The sequence below is a fragment of the Paenibacillus sp. EKM301P genome, from assembly GCF_011800295.1.
GTDB lineage: Bacteria > Bacillota > Bacilli > Paenibacillales > Paenibacillaceae > Paenibacillus > Paenibacillus polymyxa.
The window spans coordinates 414,597-430,294 of the sequence record NZ_JAALFM010000004.1 but is presented as its reverse complement, the minus strand read 5'-3'; the positions used below and the strand labels follow the sequence as shown (position 1 = coordinate 430,294).

The following is a 15,698-nucleotide window of genomic DNA, read 5'->3' as shown; positions in this document are numbered from 1 at the left end:
CCCAATTTCGGAAAGCGTTATTTTAGCACCATGCAATCCTCGGATGCTCCAATTATTTCGTAATCGTTCTCGCTTTGTCAAGAAAATGCTCAGCCGAAAACAACTGCGATATTAAGCTATTTAGGACAACATTTTAGATGGCAGATTTGTTCTTAAATAGTCCAGTGCATGTTCTCCAAGCCATCCCTTGACCAGCTCCTCAGAGTAATGTTTCAGCAGTAGTTCTGCAAAAGCCGGATATTTCCCCGCGTGCTCCAGTCCTCTCACATGGGCCTCGATACCGTCAAAATCAGAGCCGAACATCAAATGTCTTTCGCCACCCAATGAACAAATGTGCTCAATGTGCGGTAACAGATCCTCAGCGTGTACTGTACCCTGCTCTTTCAGAAACATCGTGACAAAGGTCAACCCAATTCGTCCGTTACGGGCAATCAGTGCCCGAATCTGTTCGTCCCGCAAGTTACGGGGATGAGCACATCTCGCAAAGGCGTTCGAATGCGAAGCGATGGGCGGTAAGGCCGCCTCCTCCATCACTTCCCAAAAGCCTTGTAAGGACAAGTGTGATACATCTAGCAGCAGTCCCAGACTATTACACCGATTGACCAAATCACGTCCCTTGCGGGTTAGACCACCACCTCTAAGCTCCATAATGCCATCAGCTGCCCAATTTGCATAATTCCACGTCAGCCCGATCAACCGTATTCCCAATGCATAGCACACATCCGCATAAAACGGGTTTCCTTCCAGCGCATCTACCCCTTCAAGTGAGAGTAAAGCCCAAGGTGACTCTGCATGATTCGTTCCATTACCATCCCAACTCCTTATCTTTCCAGCTTGCTTTTCCACGTCTGTCTGGTGTACTTGCTCCATTTGACGTGCAGCGGACATATTTTTAAGTGCTACCAATTCCTCTCTCCATAGCAAAGGTTTTAACCCGCCTGAGGTAGAAGTCACATGCTGCCTGAACAGTTCAATTTGACGAACCACATGCTCAAATTTTGGCGTACCCAATACCTGTGAAATATATATAGCGAACGTTTGCAACTTTACGTTGCCTTCTAGCAAACGCTCTTTTGTGACATCAAGCGATGAATGACTGAAATCTACCTGCGAATCGAGTTGCATTTTACATAACACGTCGCAGTGAAGGTCAACAACTGGCCAATTCGCTTCAAACTTATCATTCATGCACTATACCCCCATTGGATTAACGCCCACAAATTTATTTTGAAAACCATAGTAACTAAACCACAAAGCAAAAAAGCCCGTTTACAAAACGTAAACAGGCTCAGGCAACTTCCATTTATTATCTTGGCTCTACAATCAGTTTGATCGCAGTTCGATCTTCTCCATCAATAACAATGTCTGTAAAAGCAGGAATACAAATCAAATCCACTCCGCTTGGTGCGACAAATCCCCGGGCAATGGCTACCGCTTTAATGGCTTGGTTTAGTGCACCCGCTCCAATCGCCTGTAATTCTGCATTTCCGCGTTCACGCAGTACTCCTGCGAGTGCGCCTGCAACTGAATTGGGATTGGATTTTGCTGATACTTTTAATACATCCATAGTAAGTACCTCCCCTGGGAATGATGATGGTTTGATTCCACTATTAGATGTTATTCGAGGGTCAGCAAAAAATTCCTGCTTTTTGGTGACAGTTTTCCTTATTCTTTCCTTAAGTAGCTCACAACAAAGTTAATCCATCCGCCATTCGTCTTCTTTAAGCCTGATTTTCTGAATTTTACGGGCTTTCCCATCGTCATCATTGAGCTCTACGCTGATGGCATGAAAGTGCCATTTGCCCATGTCCACTTGAAAGCGTACCGGAAGCTGGGTCTGAAATTTCTGTAATACAGCCTCTTTCTGCATACCAAGCACGCCCTCATAAGGACCTACCATTCCCGCATCTGTCTGATACGCAGTTCCTTGTGGCAAAATCGTATCATCATTACTTTGTACGTGTGTATGTGTTCCTACCACGATTGATGCACGTCCATCCAGATGCCAGCCCATGGCAATTTTTTCGGAAGTGGCTTCAGCGTGAAAATCTACTAGAATATGTTTATGTTTTTTGCGCAGCTCGTCTACAATTTCATCTGCTGCCCGAAATGGACAGTCAATAGCTGGCAAAAAGGTTCTACCTTGCAGGTTAACAATGGCTAGTTCCTTACCTCCACCTTTTACAACAGTGTAACCCCGACCTGGTGTCCCTGGCGGAAAGTTAGCCGGACGGATGATCCGCGGCTCATCATCTATAAAATCAAATATTTCCTTATTGTCCCATGTATGATTGCCCATCGTAATCCCATGAACGCCCCAATCAAAAAACTCTCTGGCGATGGCTTGAGTAATTCCTCTTCCCGAAGCTGCATTTTCTCCGTTCACAATAATAACATGCGGGTTGTATTTTGATTTTAGCGAAGGGAGATTCTCCCTCAGTGCCTTTCTGCCTACACTGCCGACGATGTCTCCAATAAATAATACGTTGATAGAAAACCCTCCCTAGTCTGCCTTACATAATGAAAAGTGGCCCTACAAGCAGCGGCCACTTTTCATTGAAATGCTTTTATTTTGCGTATTCTACCGCACGGGTCTCGCGAATAACGGTAACCTTAATATGCCCTGGATAATCCAGTTCATTCTCAATCGTTTTCGTAATATCGCGGGCCAGTCGGAATGCTTCCGCATCATCAATTTTCTCTGGCTGTACCATGACACGAACTTCGCGTCCGGCTTGAATTGCGTATGATTTCTCAACGCCTTCAAAAGATTCGGAGATGCGTTCGAGCTTCTCAAGACGACGGATGTACGTCTCTAGCGTTTCACGCCGCGCTCCCGGTCTTGCTGCTGACAGAGCATCTGCCGCTCCAACCAGCATGGCGATCACTGAAGTCGCTTCGCAGTCGCCGTGATGTGAAGCAATGCTGTTGATAACGACCGGGTGTTCCTTGTACTTCTTCGCCAGTTCCACGCCAATTTCAACGTGTGATCCTTCCACTTCGTGATCCAGCGCCTTCCCGATGTCATGCAGCAAGCCTGCCCGTCTTGCCAGTACAACGTCCTCGCCCAGTTCCCCGGCCATTAGACCTGTCAAGTATGCAACTTCCATCGAGTGCTTCAATACGTTCTGTCCGTAACTCGTACGGAACTTGAGACGTCCCAAGATCTTGATCAAATCCGGATGCAAGCTATGCACACCCACTTCAAAGGTGGCCTGTTCACCATACTCACGGATTCGTTCGTCCACCTCTTTACGGGATTTTTCCACCATCTCTTCAATACGAGCCGGATGTATCCGTCCGTCCGCTACGAGCTTCTCAAGAGCAGTACGCGCAATCTCTCTACGAATCGGATCAAATCCGGACAATATAACAGCTTCCGGCGTATCATCAATAATGAGGTCGATTCCAGTAAGGGTTTCAAGTGCACGAATGTTACGGCCTTCGCGTCCGATAATCCGGCCTTTCATTTCTTCGTTCGGCAATGTCACAACAGAAACCGTCGTTTCTGCTACATGATCTGCCGCACAGCGTTGGATGGCCAGTGTGATGATTTCACGGGACTTTTTATCCGCTTCTTCTTTGGCCTGCTGTTCAATTTCCTTAATCATCTGAGCTGTTTCATGACGAACTTCCTGCTCTACGTTGGTCAGAATAATACTTCTTGCATCCTCCATCGTAAGATTAGAAATACGCTCCAACTCAGTTACCTGGCTCTTGTAAATCAAATCAATTTGCTGCTGGGTTTCATCGATTCGTTTCTCTTTGTTGGCCACTTGTTCTTCTTTGCGTTCCAGCGATTCCAATTTTTTATCCAGCGATTCTTCTTTTTGCAGCAATCTTCGTTCCTGTCGTTGAATTTCATTGCGACGTTCACGAGTTTCTTTTTCAGCTTCGGCACGGATGCGATGAATTTCATCTTTCGCTTCCAATACCGTTTCCTTCTTCAGCGCTTCTGCCTCTTTTTTCGCGTTCTCCACGATTTGCGCGGCAGCTTCTTCCGCACTGGAGATCTTAGCTTCTGCAATAGATTTGCGAATAAAATAACCAATCCCGAACCCAAAGAATAACGCGGCTACAGCAACGAGAACGAACCAGATCGCAGTCATCATACTGTTCACCTCCCCGTTGGTTCCTCCAAGGCATTCCTTGGGACTTTTTGAAATTGTCACATTTACTTTGATCGTCAAACTAAGATAACGACTCAAGGTCGCTTCATTTCATATGCACATGCTTTCACACGTACAATTCCGCCTGGCATAGCGGCATCACTTGTTATTTGGCGATGAGAACTTTACCGTGGATTCCGCTTTTTTGGAAGGAAAAAGGGCACTCCACAAATATCGTTTCATATATATTTTATTATTTGACAAATGGCATTGTCAAGGGAATGCAAACATTAGTAGACTACCGTGCAGCTGTCCATATCATAATCAGCTCATCTAGCCAGAAGTTCAGCTACCGTTTTGCAACTTATTCCTCCCAATGCAGTAATTCCTCGTCATCGAAAGCTTCGTCTCGCTCAGCCGCACTGAGATGATTGACCACGCGGCGTGTCATATCCCCCGAATATCCGCGTCTCATAAGAAACGGAAATGTTTTCCTTTTTTTATCCATTATATCACCACGTACCTGATTCCATTTCTTACGTCCAATCGACAATGCACTCTCCCACTCCTCATTGTCAGTGATCTCACCTAATGCTTCCCCGATAGAGGCTTTAGAGATGCCCTTCTGACGAAGTTCTTGTCTGATCCACATCTTACCCTTACGTTGGCTTGTTATACGCTGTCTTGCCCACTGACGGGCGTATAAATCATCATCTACAAGCTTCTCCCGTTGCAATCGCACCAATATCTCATCAATAACAGTCTGATCCACTTCCTTTTGCGCTAAACGCTGGGCAATTTCCTGACGTGTACGAGGCTTTTGCCCCAAATAGCGCAGCGCATGTACATAAGCCTGTTGTTTTTCATCTGCCAGAACGATATCTTCTAGTTCTTTTTTGACGAATGACGTTCCTTTGAACATGTTGTACTTGATCATTACATCTTCCAATACAGACAGTGAATATGGACCAAAATGAATGATGTATCTTCCACGGTTGCGTCTCTGCCCCTGCTCCACTCTAGTAATCATCAATTCCTCATGATCTGGAAAAAGAGAAATCCCTTGCTGTTTATCTTCTTCCGAAGTGTATTCATCTTTATCGTCCAACTGCACTATGTTTCCCTCACTTTGAAATTCACGAAAGCAGCCTACGATCACCTGCTACGCAAAAGTTAGATTCTGCTGACAAAGCAGACTTTATTTGATGCAAAAATACCCTGCACAACTGTGCAGGGCATCAGAATTATGCTATTCAAACAGACTGTACCATAATCCCCGGCTACAGTTCACATGACAGATCAAAAGCGAAGTCTCAGGCAAGCTTATTCAAGCTCCAGCAATTCCTGTTCTTCCTTGGCCTCCTGCGCCAACTCTTCTTCTGTCGGTGGAGCAATTGTTGTAATCAAATTACTGGCCACCCGGATTTTTTGCTCGATCGTACTAGCAATGTTCGGATTTTCCTTCAAAAATTGCTTTGCATTCTCACGTCCCTGACCAAGGCGCTCGCCTTCGTAGGAATACCAAGCTCCGCTCTTGTCGACAATGTCATGCTCCGTACCGATGTCAATCAAGCTTCCTTCTTTGGAAATACCCTCACCGTACATAATATCCACTTCGGCCTGACGGAAAGGAGGCGCAACTTTGTTCTTCACGACTTTAATACGTGTGCGGTTACCCACGATGTCGTTACCCATTTTCAAGCTTTCGATACGACGAACATCCAAACGTACCGTAGAGTAAAACTTCAAAGCACGTCCACCTGGTGTAGTTTCAGGGTTACCGAACATAACACCTACTTTTTCACGGAGCTGGTTGATAAAGATAGCAATGGTTTTCGATTTATTAATGGCTCCAGACAGCTTACGTAATGCCTGTGACATCAAACGCGCTTGAAGACCGACATGGGAATCTCCCATTTCGCCTTCAATCTCTGCCTTCGGTACAAGTGCCGCTACAGAGTCTATGACGATAATATCCACTGCCCCACTACGCACAAGAGCTTCGGCAATCTCCAATGCCTGCTCACCTGTATCTGGTTGCGATAGTAACAACTCATCAATATTGACACCCAGCTTGCTCGCATACGACGGATCAAGCGCATGCTCGGCATCGATAAAGGCGGCTTGTCCGCCTGTTTTTTGCACCTCTGCGATAGCATGAAGAGCTACTGTCGTTTTACCGGATGATTCCGGTCCATATACTTCAATAATCCGGCCTCTTGGAAAGCCGCCCGTTCCTAACGCAATATCCAAAGCAATCGAACCACTGGGGATTGTTTCCACTTGCATGTGAGTAGACTCACCCAACTTCATAATGGAACCTTTACCAAATTGCTTTTCTATTTGACGGAGCGCCATATCCAGCGCAGCACGACGATCTGACAATAAACTCACATCCTTCATTGTTTGTACTTTAATAATACCTTGTTTTGACACGCTTGCCAAGCATTTTTTCGAACATACATTCGTTTTTTTATTTCCCGCAGCTCTCTTCTATAATTAAACCTTTCTCATAAAACGAAAAAAGAACCGCTGGCAAAAAGCTTTGCAACGGTTCTTCCGATAAGAAGATTATATCATGAATATCTATCTAAAACAACTCATCGATAATTAAGAGAGTTTCTCGTTCTCTACCAATCGACGCCACAATCTGTACAAGATAGCTTTGACGGATCGCAAACGGATGGTCTCACGGTTACCGCTTAAATTTAGCTCATATACCTCCGTTTCCTTGTCACGCTGAGCAATACCAATATACACCAGACCGACTGGCTTTCGCTCGGAATATCCTGGCCCAGCTACACCAGTAACGGAAAGTCCGAAATCACTGTCCATAATCATTCTTGCCTGCTCTGCAAGCACAAGGGCTACTTCCTTACTCACTGCGCCTGGCGCATGGTCGCCTTCCAAATAATCATAGGGCACATTGAGCAATTTCATCTTCATTTCATTGGAATAACACACGATTCCACCTTGAAACATAACAGCACTGCCAGGTATAGAAGTGATGTGTTCCATCAGCATACCGCCTGTACAGCTTTCCGCCGCACTCACAGTGAGTCCGCGTTTGGCCATTAAATCTACAATCACCTTCTCCAGCGTAACATCTTCACTTGCATACATATATTCGGAAAGACGTTGTTGAATTTGTACTTCCGTGGCAGTCAGCTTAATTAAAGCTTCACTCTCACTGGCCGCCTTGGTGGATATACGGATCGTAACTTCCCCTTCCTTGGCATAAGGAGCAATCGTGGGGTCCGTCTGGGATTGGATCAGATCTAGCAAGCGAGTTTCAAGAGCTGACTCACCGATCCCTGCAAATTTTAGCATTTTCGAATAAATCGGCATCTCCTCACCGCTCAATGCCTGCTGAAGCAACCATGGTTTGGCATGATTTGCAAACATAGGTTTAAGCTCCTTAGGCGGTCCGGGCAAAACCACATAAAATTTACCGTCCTGTGCAATTGCATCCCCTATAGCTAAACCTGTCTCATTTTCAAGCGGAGTGGCTCCTTCAATAGAAAGCGCCTGCCGGCGGTTATTCTCGGTCATTTCTACCCCGCGGTTCCGGAAAAACTGATCTAGCTTGTCCATGGCAAGACGATCTATCTGCAATTTCCGCCCCAATACAGCCGCTATCGCATCTTTTGTCAAATCGTCCTGAGTTGGTCCCAGCCCACCAGAAAACAAAATAATATCCGCACGCTTCTGAGCAAGTCGTACCGCTTCCTGAAGTCGATCCATGTTATCGCCAACTACAGTCTGAAAATATACATCAATTCCGATTGTAGCTAGCTCTTGTGATAAATATTGGGCATTTGTATTTACTATTTGTCCAAGTAATAACTCTGTTCCTACTGCAATGATTTCAGCTTTCATCAATTCGTCCTCCTATGATGCATATATTGTGGGAATTATGTAAAGAAACAGCAATAAGTTAAGTCCCTATTGCTGTTTCCATAAGATTTATCCTGTTACACTTTAGAGGAGCTCAGCAAATGGATATTCTTTACAAAGTAATCAATACCCGAATAAATGGTGATTAACACAGCTGCCCATATCGCTATTAAATCAAACGGAATACCCAGAAAAACAAACGGGAAATTATTAATGAGCAGTGCTACAATAGCAACGATCTGGATGATCGTCTTTAATTTCCCCCAATTGCTTGCAGCAACCACAGAGCCATCCAATAAAGCGATCTGTCTTAGACCCGTAACCGCAAACTCACGACTGACAATCACAACGACAACCCATGAATCAATTTTTCCCATTTCTACCAAAGAAACCAAAATAGCAGTTACCAACAGCTTATCAGCAAGGGGGTCCAACAGCTTGCCCAAATTGGTGACCATATTATTTTTACGAGCCAAATATCCGTCAAGGCCGTCTGTGCTGGCTGCTACAAGAAAAATAATAGCCGCAATCAGCTGATTATACGGCAGCTTGAAAGCACCGATCTCAATCGGTGGCGGATAAAAATCAAAATCCACCAGCAAAGCCAGCATCATCACCGGGATAAGGCAAATCCGCGTTATTGTAATTCTGTTGGGTAAATTCACAACACACTCTCCCCTGATTATCGTACTTGATTACAAATGGCAGCTTTCGGATTGAAATCAATCCTATGTAAAATCGCTTTCGACGAGCGTTATACACCTTAATGTCTGCATTTTCGTTACAAGTATAATATGGCGCAAAACGCATGTCAAAATAACCTGCTGCACATCAAGCAACGTTTAGTCCTACAAAATCTATGAGAGAAAACGGCTTATTTCATGTTTGTAAATTGAAGCTCCAACGGCAGATCAGCTTTCCGCAGCAATTGAATAATGGCCTGTAGGTCATCCCTATTTTTTCCAGTCACTCGAATTTGATCACCTTGAATCTGACTTTTCACTTTTAGCTTGGAATCCCGAATAAGGATATTAATTTTTTTGGCGTTATCCTGATCAATTCCCTGCTTAAGAGAAAGACGCTGACGCACTGAACCTAAAGAGGCTGGTTCCAATTTTCCAAATTCCACATTTTTAAGGGATAAACCTCGTTTGACCATTTTAGATTGCAAAATATCAATCACCGCATTCAGCTTGTATTCATCTTCCGATGCAATCGTAAGAGCATCTTTCTCAAGCTTGAGGCTACTTTTGCTCCCCTTGAAATCAAATCTTGTTTCAATTTCACGCTCCGTCTGATGAACCGCATTTGTTAACTCCTGCATATCCATTTTGGAGACGATATCAAATGAATTTTCTGAAGCCATCGTTTCACTTTCCTTTCCACAACAAAGTTCAATATCTAATTATAGGCTAGTCATTTACAAAAATCCAATAATCCGTTCACTAAAAAGGCGTTCTTGCCAGTTCCCCGACAAAAACGCCTTTATTTACAATTACAGTTTAACATTTCTAATAGTGACTTCGTGTTGGATTTCTAAACATATCCAAAATTCCAAGCACAATGTGAGCAAGACCAAAGCCTAATATGCCATAGCCCCATGCATTCGGTGTTAGATAATAGCCCAGTAAACTGACAATAATCCCGAGCCCAGTCACAATCCAGCTGACGGTCATAACGTATACACCTCACTTTGCGGAAAATGAAATGACTGACTTTCCAAGAATTACAGTCATTAGTATTTCCCCGCAACAAGGCGTTTATTCACCATCAGTAGTTGTACTAGAATCTGTCCCACTTTGTGTAGTATCCGTACTACCATTTGTCGTCGTATCCGTTGAACCCGTCACCCCAGTACTCGCTCCAGTGGAAGAAGCTTCCCCTTGCTGTATCAACACCCGGGTCGTCGATTTATTATCGGTTATCGGTTGGCCGGCGACGGAAATATCCGTGGCAGAAGACCGTCCTGATTTGATATATAAGCCTTCAGGACCGATATCGAAAGACATGGCATCTCCACTTTTAGTCATACCATAGCTCAGCTTTTCTCCACGGGAATTTTGTCCCTTGTACACCTCAAGCCAGCTTTCGCCCGTTGCTTTAATATCAACCTTGACCGTGGCCCCCGTTGCACTGGAGACTTTGAAGATCGTCGTCTTGCCTTGCTTACCATCCTGAGCCACAGTTACTCCCTGCGCTGGCGTAGTCGTATCCGGCTGCTGACCAGGATTTGGAGTAGTCGCATCTGTAGTTCCCGTACCACCTGGCTGGGTTTCCCCGGTTTTTCCCGTATCAGGGGTCTGCCCGCCAGCACCATTTGGTGCCGTTGTCTGACCATTATTCGGTGTCGTAGTTGTATTTGGAGTAGACGTGTTTGGTGTCGTACTTGGCGTTGTGTTAGGTGTTGTACTTGGTGTACTTGGTGTTGTAATCGGCGTTGTATTTTCTGCTGTTTTTGGAGTGGAATGGTTGTTACTCACCCAATAAGCATAAATAACCCCAACAATGAGAACTAGAAAAAGCCACATTAACGCTGTAGGCAACCATTTAAGATTGCCAATCGTCGCGGGACGGCTGGAGCGTTTTTGTGTAACAGGCTCCATGACTGCTTCCGGTTCAGGTTCAGGCACATTGCTTTGGTGCCCTTCCAGAAGCTCATCGGGATTCAACCCAACCGTTTCGGCGTATGTTTTAATAAAAGCTCTGACATAAAAGCTTCCCGGCAGCACTTTGTAATCGCCCGTCTCAATGGCTTCCAGATAACGTTTGCGTATCTTCGTCATTTCCTGAACATCGTCAAGGCTCAATCCTTTTTGCAGCCGGGCCTCCTTTAATTGCTGACCCAGTTCTGACATGTCATCATCTCCTTGTGTAATTACACTTATTTAAAGATCTTCTGTATAACTGGCTGTAAAGGTATCATAAATAATTTCCTCAGCCGGATTATTGCGAAGTTCAATAATGATATTGAAATCGTCAAAGCTGTATCCCGATTCACGCACAAATACATCAGGATGCTCAATCACTTTGGTACTTGGCATGCTCATAATTTCCTGAAGCAGGTGATAATGTCTTTCATTGGATCGAATGGTACTCACAATGCCGTCAATAATAAACACATTGTTGGGATTCATTTCTTCCTCAGAAAGCTGACTGCGTACCGTCTGTCGTAATAACGTCGACGACACAAAAGTCCAACGCTTCATTGCACATACACTACTGGCAATAATGGATTCCGTTTTACCAACACGCGGCATTCCGCGAAGACCGATTACCTGATTGCCATCCCTCTTTAATACTTCACCCAAAAAATCGACCAGCAACCCAAGCTCATCACGTGTAAAACGGAAAGTTTTACGATCATCCGAATCCCGATCGATGTAACGGCCGTGTCTTACTGCCAATATATCGACCAGTCTCGGAGCACGTAAGGCCGTGACTGTAATGTTGCTGGCTTTTTTCAACGTATCTCCGAGAATGCGTATTTTCTCGTCATCGTCTGTTTCGAGAAGCATCCCCCGTCTTTCGCCTTCAACACCGTTAATCGTCAGTATATTAACCCCCAGAATACCAAGCATGGAAGCAATGTCCCCCAGCAGTCCGGGTCGATTTTTATGTATCTTGTATTCCATGTACCACTGTTTTGTCTCTTCCGTCACGTTAGCACCTCATTCACATTCAAACCGTCAACAATGCCAAATCAAAGCCTTATTGTATCATAAGATAGCATCATTCGACAAAACCCAATTATTGAAATTCGATAGGCTACAGTGTGTTGTAAGCCTCAATCACGTTTATGATATATAAATTACAATGGAATTACAAGAACAGCTCTGTAACCATTACAGAAAAGCCCCCCAAAAGGGAGCTTTTCATGTTGGTTCCTACTTATGCGTTGCTCTTAGCTAATTTAACCATTAGCCGGGCGATGGTGTGACGTTCGTCCTCATCGGCAACTCCCCACAGTTCTTTCAGTGCGCGGTTGGAATGGTTGGCTGGATCGACCTTCTCATCCAGAAAATCACCGATTTCGTAAGCAAGCTCCGCAATGGTATCTTGACTGATTCCCAGCTTCTCTGCTTGCTCTACACGCTGACCAAGGAACTTTTTCCAAACATCAAAATTCTGAACAACTGTTGACATACTTAAATCCTCCTTAGATGATTCAGATTTAAAATCAACAGTTGTAATATGCTCTTCACAGACGCTTACTATACTGGTGGATTCCTCCAAGCGCTGTTTTCCTTACGTCACCCATCCTCCGTTAGGACTTATGACCTGGCCATTAATATAACCTGACTCAGGAAGCGCAAGAAAATAAACCAGGGACGATATTTCATCAGGCCGTGCCAATCGTCCGGCAGGGATTTCTTCTTCCAAACTGTTAATTTCGCCTGCATCCAAATGATCCAACATCGATGTGTCTACCGCCCCTGGAGCCACAGCATTCACTGTTACGCCAGAAGGCGCAACCTCTTGAGCCAGTGCTTTAGTGAAAGCGTTAATGCCTCCCTTGGTAGTGGAGTACAATACCTCGCACGAAGCTCCACATATGCCCCACACAGACGAAACATTCACAATGCGGCCATAGCGTTGGGAAATCATATGCGGCATAAAAACCTGCGTACACAAAAAAGTTCCCTTAACATTCACGGCCATCACTTCGTCCCATTCCTCTTCCGATACATCTGAAAGCAGCCCATAATGAGATAATCCAGCATTATTCACTAGAATATCTGGCTTCATTCCGTGATTATCCAGCTTTTCCCGCATACGTTCAATCTGCTCCTTACTCCGCAGATCGGCTGAAACAGTCATTACCTTGCCTGAATAAGTCATGCAACGACGGGCAACTTCATTTGCTTTTTCATGGGACTTCATGTAGTGAATGACCACATTCATCCCTACTGCTGCAAAACGCTCGGCAATAGCCGCACCAATTCCACCACTTGCTCCTGTAATCAGCACAGTCGTATCGCCAATAGCCTTTAACTCTCCGCCCTCGGTGGTCATCGGTTCCCTCTCCCTGGACATTACGGACTCACCACCAGCGATATTGCCATTTGATCCCACTTTATATGATCTTTCAGACGACGGTTTACATCCTCAAGCGTGATACTTTCATAAACCGGAAGCAATTGAAAAAAATCACTGCCCCGGAAGCGATGTCTTGTAAACTCATGCGCAATATTTTCGGGAGAATTGAGAGTGCGTAGATAACCGCCGATCTTCTTTTTGCGCGCTCGTTCAAAATGTTCTGCTGCAAACCCCTGCTTCTGAATAGACTCTACCTCTTCTCGTATCCTAGCCAACAGCCGATCAGGGTCTTTGGTATCCCCGCCGATCGCAGAAAATGCATACTGTTGCGTACTATTGTACTCATGGCCAAAACTGTCCGAAATCAGGTCCTCATCGTAGAGCTTCTGATATAGCTGTGTACTGGAACCAAACAAGAGATCAAGCATCAGCTTAGTTTCCAGATCATGACGTAGCAAAGCTTCTCCCGTTAAACCTACTTCAGCCTCCTTGAATCCAAACAGCAACTTTGGCAAAGAAACAGCCAGCTTTACCTCATGACGCGGCTCTGCAACCGTTGTGGGTTCATCATCGAAAATCCGCTCGATCTCCCCCTGCGGCTTATAGTCTTTTTTCGCCTGATTATTACGTACCAATTCGATTACTTCGGCTGGATCCACTCCACCTACTACAAAAAGAATCATATTACTTGGATGGTAAAAAGCTTCATAGCAACTGTACAATGTTTCCTTCGTAATCGTACTGATGGATTGAATAGTACCTGCTATATCAATATGCACCGGATGGACCTTGTACAATGCCTCAATCAGACCAAAGTAACTCCGCCAGTCGGGGTTATCTTCATACATATTGATTTCCTGGCCTATAATGCCTTTTTCCTTCTCCACATTTTCATCTGTAAAGTAAGGATGCTGAACAAAATTGACTAGTGTGGTCAAATTCTCTTGAATGCGTTCGGTTGCCGAAAACAGATATACGGTCTGATCAAAGCTCGTAAATGCGTTCGCCGATGCTCCATTAGAGGAAAAGGTAGCAAAAATATCGCCTTCGGGCTCTTCAAACATTTTATGCTCCAAAAAATGAGCTATGCCATCCGGCACCTTGACGGGCTCTTGACCTTCTACCCGGAAATGATTATCAACCGAGCCATATTTAGTTGCAAATGTGGCATACGTCTTCTGAAAGCCCGGTTTGGGCAACACATAAACGTGCAAGCCATTATCCATTACTTCATAGTACAGCGTCTCCTGCAAGTGCTCATACGATATATGCTCCAACGCTATTCCCCCTTCTGGTCTCTCAAGAAATAAATAGTGTCCAGTCGGAACGTCCGGGCGGCATCCTGAACATCCTGCACCTTGACTGCCTCCACCTGGCTCAGCAGCTCCTCTACCGTCCGCTCTTTGCCGGAAAGCTGTCTGTTAAAATCATAGGCAATCATCTCAAAAGCGGAGTCCTGCATTTCCTTTAGCAAGTTGCGTATCATTGCCTGCGTTTGGGTCATTTCTAGCTCGGTAATTGCTCCATTTTGTGTATCTTCCAGTTGCTTGCGGATAATAGTAACCGCTTTTTCATAATTAGGAATTTCGATACCGGATTGTATTGTGCCAATGCCTTTATGCCCGTCATAGCGTGACGAAGCGTAATACGCCAAACTCTCCTTCTCCCTCACATTGACAAACAGCTTTGAATGCGGATACCCACCCAGAACGCCATTGTACATTAATGCAGAAGCATAACGTTCATCGCCATACGTAATAGGGGTTCGTAGCCCCATGTTGAGCTTGCCTTGGTTTACATCAAGACGCTCTACTATAGTTTGAACATCACGTTCTACCGATTTGGGCTGTTCAGGTACATATCCCGTTTCCGTCGAGCGGTTTAATTGAAAATAGCGATCCACAAACTTTTCAACTTCTTCCAGCGTGGTATCTCCCACGACGTATAAATCCATGCTGGCATTATTCAGCCAGTCTCCATAAGCCTCATACAAATTTTGTGCATTTATGCTGTCCAGATCTGATCGTTGACCAAGAGGATGCAGACGATAAGGCTCATCTTTGCACATCTCCTCCATGCAGCGCTCCCCAGCATAACGTATTTTATCGTTAACTATAGATTCCAGCTTCTTACGAACATTTTCTCGTTCCTGCTGTACATATCCCGTTTGAAATGCACCGTTTTCCAATGCAGGCTTCGTCAGAACCTCTCCAAGGAAAGAAAACGAACGATCCAGCAAACTATCCGGACTGCTTACAAAGTTGTCATTAATTGTATCCATGCGAAATTGCACGATCTGATAATCTCCACGTTTATATACATCGAATCCAAAACCCGCACCATACAATTGTTCTAACTGCTCTCTAAACTGTGTAGTCTGCGGATACGATTCTGTACCCCGTCGCAGAACGAAAGGCACCAGTCCTACACGAGTTACAGTTTCCTCACGTAGCGGAGTACCCACATACAACGATATGGCAAACGTCTTAAAGCGCTTGGTGGGCAGTACATGAATCCTTAGTTGTCTGCGTGTGCCACGCTCGAAACCTGTTTTGTTCAAGTCCAAAACTCCTTTGTGACGTCAATTTGCGTCTAGCCTTTGATTAGCAATAGCTACTGTACATCTTTTTCCTGTAAAGAGGTAAAGTGTACCAA

At 44.9% G+C, this 15,698-nt stretch carries 16 protein-coding genes; all 16 read right to left on the bottom strand.

From position 1 onward, the window contains the following. Positions 1 to 120: 120 nt before the first annotated feature. The 16 genes from HFD99_RS13450 to yfmF all read right to left on the bottom strand — a co-directional run bounded on the left by HFD99_RS13450 (position 121) and on the right by yfmF (position 15,603). Positions 121 to 1,188: a dipeptidase gene (locus HFD99_RS13450; protein ID WP_123797108.1), complete on the bottom strand. Its 1,068-nt coding sequence runs from the start codon at positions 1,186 to 1,188 to the stop codon at positions 121 to 123. 118 nt (positions 1,189 to 1,306) lie between these two features. After that, positions 1,307 to 1,567: a stage V sporulation protein S gene (locus HFD99_RS13445; RefSeq protein WP_007430104.1), complete on the bottom strand. Its 261-nt coding sequence runs from the start codon at positions 1,565 to 1,567 to the stop codon at positions 1,307 to 1,309. Positions 1,568 to 1,696: 129 nt separating this feature from the next. Next, positions 1,697 to 2,491 (bottom strand): TIGR00282 family metallophosphoesterase, encoded by a 795-nt coding sequence (locus HFD99_RS13440; RefSeq protein WP_025364670.1) that lies wholly within the window; start codon positions 2,489 to 2,491, stop codon positions 1,697 to 1,699. Between the two features lie 76 nt (positions 2,492 to 2,567). Then, complete coding sequence (gene rny, locus HFD99_RS13435) at positions 2,568 to 4,112, bottom strand: ribonuclease Y (protein WP_013309958.1); 1,545 nt, start codon at positions 4,110 to 4,112, stop codon at positions 2,568 to 2,570. 361 nt (positions 4,113 to 4,473) lie between these two features. Then, on the bottom strand, positions 4,474 to 5,223 hold the full coding sequence (locus HFD99_RS13430; RefSeq protein ID WP_123797107.1) for a regulatory protein RecX: 750 nt from the start codon (positions 5,221 to 5,223) through the stop codon (positions 4,474 to 4,476). Between the two features lie 209 nt (positions 5,224 to 5,432). After that, a complete protein-coding gene (gene recA, locus HFD99_RS13425) occupies positions 5,433 to 6,494 on the bottom strand; it encodes a recombinase RecA (protein WP_025364668.1) in 1,062 nt (353 codons plus the stop codon). A 225-nt stretch (positions 6,495 to 6,719) separates the two neighbouring features. Further along, positions 6,720 to 7,988 carry a competence/damage-inducible protein A gene (locus tag HFD99_RS13420; protein ID WP_016821004.1) on the bottom strand — a complete coding sequence of 423 codons (1,269 nt, stop codon included), beginning with the start codon at positions 7,986 to 7,988 and terminating at the stop codon, positions 6,720 to 6,722. A 95-nt stretch (positions 7,989 to 8,083) separates the two neighbouring features. Then, positions 8,084 to 8,671 carry a CDP-diacylglycerol--glycerol-3-phosphate 3-phosphatidyltransferase gene (gene pgsA / locus HFD99_RS13415; RefSeq protein ID WP_016821003.1) on the bottom strand — a complete coding sequence of 196 codons (588 nt, stop codon included), beginning with the start codon at positions 8,669 to 8,671 and terminating at the stop codon, positions 8,084 to 8,086. A 209-nt stretch (positions 8,672 to 8,880) separates the two neighbouring features. Further along, a complete protein-coding gene (locus HFD99_RS13410) occupies positions 8,881 to 9,372 on the bottom strand; it encodes a YajQ family cyclic di-GMP-binding protein (RefSeq protein WP_013370750.1) in 492 nt (163 codons plus the stop codon). Positions 9,373 to 9,517: 145 nt separating this feature from the next. After that, entirely contained in the window at positions 9,518 to 9,682 is a 165-nt protein-coding gene (locus HFD99_RS13405) for a hypothetical protein (RefSeq protein ID WP_013370749.1), read from the bottom strand. An 84-nt stretch (positions 9,683 to 9,766) separates the two neighbouring features. Continuing rightward, complete coding sequence (locus HFD99_RS13400; RefSeq protein ID WP_123797106.1) at positions 9,767 to 10,861, bottom strand: helix-turn-helix domain-containing protein; 1,095 nt, start codon at positions 10,859 to 10,861, stop codon at positions 9,767 to 9,769. Between the two features lie 30 nt (positions 10,862 to 10,891). Then, positions 10,892 to 11,665: a DUF3388 domain-containing protein gene (locus HFD99_RS13395; RefSeq protein WP_013370747.1), complete on the bottom strand. Its 774-nt coding sequence runs from the start codon at positions 11,663 to 11,665 to the stop codon at positions 10,892 to 10,894. Positions 11,666 to 11,894: 229 nt separating this feature from the next. Then, positions 11,895 to 12,149, bottom strand: coding sequence for a DUF3243 domain-containing protein (locus tag HFD99_RS13390; RefSeq protein WP_016821001.1), 255 nt, complete (start codon positions 12,147 to 12,149; stop codon positions 11,895 to 11,897). A 102-nt stretch (positions 12,150 to 12,251) separates the two neighbouring features. Further along, entirely contained in the window at positions 12,252 to 13,019 is a 768-nt protein-coding gene (ymfI, locus tag HFD99_RS13385) for an elongation factor P 5-aminopentanone reductase (RefSeq protein ID WP_016821000.1), read from the bottom strand. Between the two features lie 20 nt (positions 13,020 to 13,039). After that, entirely contained in the window at positions 13,040 to 14,320 is a 1,281-nt protein-coding gene (yfmH, locus tag HFD99_RS13380; RefSeq protein WP_016820999.1) for an EF-P 5-aminopentanol modification-associated protein YfmH, read from the bottom strand. Between the two features lie 2 nt (positions 14,321 to 14,322). Continuing rightward, positions 14,323 to 15,603, bottom strand: a complete 1,281-nt coding sequence (yfmF, locus tag HFD99_RS13375; RefSeq protein WP_016820998.1) for an EF-P 5-aminopentanol modification-associated protein YfmF — start codon at positions 15,601 to 15,603, stop codon at positions 14,323 to 14,325. Positions 15,604 to 15,698 lie beyond the last annotated feature (95 nt).

Coding starts and splice junctions, on each gene's coding strand:
- HFD99_RS13450 (WP_123797108.1), bottom strand. CDS start 1,188: ATGAATGATAAGTTTGAAGCGAATTGGCCAGTTGTTGACCTTCACTGC.
- HFD99_RS13445 (WP_007430104.1), bottom strand. CDS start 1,567: ATGGATGTATTAAAAGTATCAGCAAAATCCAATCCCAATTCAGTTGCA.
- rny (WP_013309958.1), bottom strand. CDS start 4,112: ATGATGACTGCGATCTGGTTCGTTCTCGTTGCTGTAGCCGCGTTATTC.
- HFD99_RS13420 (WP_016821004.1), bottom strand. CDS start 7,988: ATGAAAGCTGAAATCATTGCAGTAGGAACAGAGTTATTACTTGGACAA.
- HFD99_RS13410 (WP_013370750.1), bottom strand. CDS start 9,372: ATGGCTTCAGAAAATTCATTTGATATCGTCTCCAAAATGGATATGCAG.
- HFD99_RS13405 (WP_013370749.1), bottom strand. CDS start 9,682: ATGACCGTCAGCTGGATTGTGACTGGGCTCGGGATTATTGTCAGTTTA.
- HFD99_RS13400 (WP_123797106.1), bottom strand. CDS start 10,861: ATGTCAGAACTGGGTCAGCAATTAAAGGAGGCCCGGCTGCAAAAAGGA.
- HFD99_RS13390 (WP_016821001.1), bottom strand. CDS start 12,149: ATGTCAACAGTTGTTCAGAATTTTGATGTTTGGAAAAAGTTCCTTGGT.
- ymfI (WP_016821000.1), bottom strand. CDS start 13,019: ATGACCACCGAGGGCGGAGAGTTAAAGGCTATTGGCGATACGACTGTG.